Origin of the sequence: Bacillus sp. C30, assembly GCF_040838255.1 — a bacterium.
GTDB lineage: Bacteria > Bacillota > Bacilli > Bacillales > Bacillaceae_G > Bacillus_A > Bacillus_A mycoides.
The window spans coordinates 1-4039 of record NZ_JBFPJH010000295.1 but is presented as its reverse complement, the minus strand read 5'-3'; the positions used below and the strand labels follow the sequence as shown (position 1 = coordinate 4039).

At 32.5% G+C, this 4039-nt stretch carries 6 protein-coding genes; 1 reads left to right on the top strand and 5 read right to left on the bottom strand.

The genetic code is table 11. The features are described from left to right. The 3 genes from AB3X49_RS18830 to AB3X49_RS18820 form a co-directional block, all read right to left on the bottom strand. On the bottom strand, window positions 1-760 hold a 760-nt coding region (locus AB3X49_RS18830; RefSeq protein WP_367963985.1), incomplete at its 3' end, for a DUF3102 domain-containing protein. 78 nt (window positions 761-838) lie between these two features. Continuing rightward, entirely contained in the window at window positions 839-1027 is a 189-nt protein-coding gene (locus AB3X49_RS18825) for a helix-turn-helix transcriptional regulator (protein ID WP_367963983.1), read from the bottom strand. A 32-nt stretch (window positions 1028-1059) separates the two neighbouring features. Next, window positions 1060-1296: a helix-turn-helix transcriptional regulator gene (locus AB3X49_RS18820; protein WP_367963981.1), complete on the bottom strand. Its 237-nt coding sequence runs from the start codon at window positions 1294-1296 to the stop codon at window positions 1060-1062. A gap of 145 nt (window positions 1297-1441) precedes the next feature. Here AB3X49_RS18820 and AB3X49_RS18815 point away from each other — a divergent pair, with 145 nt between their 5' ends. Continuing rightward, window positions 1442-1798, top strand: coding sequence for a helix-turn-helix domain-containing protein (locus tag AB3X49_RS18815; protein ID WP_367963979.1), 357 nt, complete (start codon window positions 1442-1444; stop codon window positions 1796-1798). 17 nt (window positions 1799-1815) lie between these two features. On the opposite strand, the gene AB3X49_RS18810 is transcribed toward AB3X49_RS18815, so the two are convergent. Both AB3X49_RS18810 and AB3X49_RS18805 read right to left on the bottom strand, forming a co-directional pair. Further along, window positions 1816-1947 (bottom strand): hypothetical protein, encoded by a 132-nt coding sequence (locus AB3X49_RS18810; RefSeq protein ID WP_367963976.1) that lies wholly within the window; start codon window positions 1945-1947, stop codon window positions 1816-1818. A gap of 247 nt (window positions 1948-2194) precedes the next feature. After that, window positions 2195-3367, bottom strand: a complete 1173-nt coding sequence (locus AB3X49_RS18805) for an AimR family lysis-lysogeny pheromone receptor (protein WP_367963974.1) — start codon at window positions 3365-3367, stop codon at window positions 2195-2197. Window positions 3368-4039: the final 672 nt, after the last annotated feature.

Genomic DNA, 4039 nt, shown 5'->3' with positions numbered 1-4039 from the left:
ACTCCTCCAGTTCCGCACGGAACGTATGAACCGTCCACTTTGCCATAAAATTCATATGTTCACTATCATCTTGCAATTCTTCTGAATCTTTTTGTAACGTCTTCATTTTTTGTTTTTGAAATGCTAGTTTTTCTTCCAGTTCGCAAACTCTATCCTTTAATTGTTTTATATTGGTATTTTGGTTTTTAGACTCGACCTCTACAGTCTTCACGACTACCTTCTCGATAATCTGCGGTTCCTGCTCTTCCCTCTCCTCTAACTGTTTTCTAGTGAGTTCTTCTGATTTACGTGCTGAAAATGTTTCTTGTTCAGCACGTTTTCTTCGTTCTGTTTCCTGTCCTAGAAGCTTGTCTTTTTCTTTGAGGGCTTTCTTTACTTCTCTTATTTCCTTCACCGTCATTTCGTTGACTGTTTTTTCTTCTCCTGTGGAAGGAATCATATGCGGTTCTTCGATAAATTGCTGACGATCTATTTCTTGTGGCATAGATATTAATTGAAATATCTTGGCTGTTCCAAAATGTGCGACCGATTGCACATTTGAAAATTGTTCATATGCTTGTATAAATTTAGGTGCTGTACTTCTACTAAACCCAATTTCATTTAGCCATGTTATCCACTCACCATGCACTAAATCCTGTTCTTTCACGTGCTTCAAACGTTTCCCAATCTCAAATATCGACTGTCCAGCAATTTGTTGATAGCTTTTAATCTCTGCTGTGATTACGTTGATATCAGTTGATAAATTTATCACTTTATTCATTTTTTCATCTCCTATCCTATGCACTCCGAATGACTCGTATTGAGTTCGTATGACGATGGATTCACTGTAATTCTTCATTTACTTCTCAAACAGCTCGTCCACTGTTGTTTTAAAGTATTTTGCTAGTTTTTGGGCTTCTTTCAGGGTGAAGTCACTTTTACCGTTCTCCTTAGCAAAATATGTTCTCGGTGAAATATGAATCAAATTTGCCACCTTCTCTTGTGTCATGCGTTGCTCTTTTCTAGCGATGAATAGGTTTTGGTGCATGTTTGTCCCTCCTTGTATGGATTATATTTACATCAACGCTTAATTGAAGCACGCCATTCAATTAACTTTGGATAAAACCGCTCAAAAACGAACGTTTCGTTCGTATCAAAATTAAAAAAAATCTCCTCTATTGATTCATCTAAAAAGTCAGCGATTTTTTTAGCAACTTCCATTGATGGATTACGCTCTTTTTTATCCAACATTCTTATATACCTTTCAGTAACACCACAATGTTCAGCGATTTTATTATAAATAATTGATTGTTTCATATCCCCCTCCATAAAGAACATTTTGTTCGTTTACAATCATATCGAACAATTTATACATTGTCAATGACTTTTCGAACATAATGTGCTATTATTATCCTCAAAGAGAACAAGTTGTTCAAATAAGCGACTTTATGAGGTGATTAAAGTGACAGGTATAGGGGCTAGTATAAAAAAACTAAGAAAACAACGTAACTGGACACAACAAATGCTAGGAGAAAAGGTAGGTGCTTCGTCTCGTGTGATTGGTTATTATGAGTCCGAAGAACGTTTTCCTTCACCAGATACTATTGCAAAGTTATCTGATATATTAGAAGTAACAACTGATTTCCTACTAGGATGTGATAATGAATTAGATATAAAAAAACACACCAAATTTAAGGAAATTATGAACCGATTAGATACACTTCCTGAGGACAAACAGGAAATTGTACTACAACAAATGCTTGCAATAACCAAGACCCTAGAAGAATATCATAATAACGAAAAAAATAGCCCCTCATAATAGAGACGGGCTATTTTTTAAATTCTAAAACTTTCTTCTATGTACTCCTCAACTAATTCAGGTTTAGTCTCATCTATTGTTTTCAAAAATAATTCTACAATCTCTTCTTTCGTCATTTCTATCCCCCCTATGAATTTATTTGCTTCCATTTCTATTGTCCCCTTAGTTTTTTCTCTATCTCGTACATTCATTCTATCATCTTGTACTTTGTTAAAAATCTTACTCGCAAAACTTTTAAAAATAAATTTTTAGCTACTAAACAATACAATAAAAATCCAACACAATTAAAAAAGACAACTTTTACAGTTGTCTTCATAAGAATTTCAGCCACCCGGTTTTGAACCCTCTTCCATCTTTTGTATTTTATTAATTTGATAGCTCTTAGTTTCGAGCACCTTATCTGTTATTGGTATTATAAATGTCATTGCACAAATTACTAATACAATTTTTTTCAAAGTTAATCCCCCTTTTTTCTTTTGTATAATCCATAATCCATTCTAACGTTGGATGCTTGTCACCTTCAGTATATAACTTTCTTGCCATTAAACCAGCAAAAAAATAATTCGATTGGGAAAAAAATTGTTGAAGAGTTTCATGCATAATATCATAATCCTTACTTGCAATAGCTTTAAAGAAAATGACAAAATCTTCATCATCTTTCTGATAAAATGCCTTCTTTATTTGATCAATCTCTGTAAAATCCAATATCTTATCTTCATAGTATAGTTTTACTAATTTAAGATTATACTTCGTCTCTCTTTCTAATTCAAATATCCCAGATTTTTTTGCAACCTCATGACTTTGTTCTAAATGTTGTAAACAAAGTTTTTTGTCCACAGTTAAATAAGACATACCTAGACGATAATATGCATCAGATACTGTTTTATCACAGATATTTGCATTAATTATGATGTATGCATAATGCCTAGTAGCCCCTAAATCATTAAGTTGCAAACACACTGTACAAAATAACTCTGCAACTCTGTGAATATAACAATTTCTTATAAACAATTTTCGGCTTTCACTCACAGCTAAGATAGAATTCTCAATTTCACTACCTATTGTAAACATACGTTCAAAGTCTTTGTCAAAATAGTAATTGTAACATTTCATTATATTCGATAGAACTCGTAATACTGGATCTTGCACTTTTCCGCACTTACTTAACTCCGTCTCTATATCATTCCCCAGCAATTTATCGTTCATGTAATCATACAAAACTTTATATACTCCTACATATTCTTTTATAGATGTTTCTTCACTTGAATGTTTATTAATAAGCTCATTTAATAATTTTGTATCCCTTATAATAGCTGCATATTCAAAGCTTTGTTTAATTAATTCTGTAGAATTCAATCTCAAACACCAATTAAGCATTAAATCTTTTGATCCAGCTGTATCTAAGGACATAACATGTGATAATTTAAGTAAATTGCAAAAACTAATTGTTCCTTGATTTTTAAATTTAGACATATACTGCAGAGGAACACCAATTTTATCAGCTACAATTTTTAAATTTAGGTCGTCCCTATCTTCGATTAAATCACATATTTTTTTATGAATATGCATAAAAAATAAGTTCCTCCTTCCTAAAACATAAAAACACATCACCCTATTTTCTCAACCTAGAAACAGCCCTACGAACAATGAATGTGTGTTTAACTAAGGAGGAACTCGTATGATGCAAGTGTTTGTCCTAAGATAGCTTTAGGATGAACGGTGTGAGAGGGTTTGTTGGATGTACCTCTTACACACGCTCTGCGAGTTTTTATGTTCAAAATACATTTTTATTATTCTGAAAATTTTCTTCGTACCTATTTCGACATGATTATAACATGAGTAATCCCTCCTTAACACACCTATGGGACATTTCTCAAGTTCAAATGCAATATAACATACAAACTTTATTGAACACTCATTCATTTCGTATTTTATTTTAATTGGTTGAGTACAAAACCAGCTAATTTTCAATGATTGCACCCAACCAATTCAAAAATTCATTGCGGTATTACAAGAATTAAATGTCGAACTTTCTCAATATGTGTCACACCATTATTATGGTAATATGATTTTATCCTTACTTATGTATCATCCTGATTGGCGTCCCTAACCAATCTTCCCCACTACTGATCGTGGGGAGTTTTTTAACTATATGTTATCAAAATTAAAGTGGTTAAAGTCAAAGGAAGACGCTCAATTTATGTTGAGCGTCTTTTCTTTTGGTAACAAACAAGTTATAAT

Bases quoted from the DNA above. Each gene is read 5' to 3' on its own strand.
- AB3X49_RS18825 (WP_367963983.1), bottom strand. From the start codon at position 1,027: ATGCACCAAAACCTATTCATCGCTAGAAAAGAGCAACGCATGACACAA.
- AB3X49_RS18820 (WP_367963981.1), bottom strand. From the start codon at position 1,296: ATGAAACAATCAATTATTTATAATAAAATCGCTGAACATTGTGGTGTT.
- AB3X49_RS18810 (WP_367963976.1), bottom strand. From the start codon at position 1,947: ATGGAAGCAAATAAATTCATAGGGGGGATAGAAATGACGAAAGAAGAG.
- AB3X49_RS18805 (WP_367963974.1), bottom strand. From the start codon at position 3,367: ATGCATATTCATAAAAAAATATGTGATTTAATCGAAGATAGGGACGAC.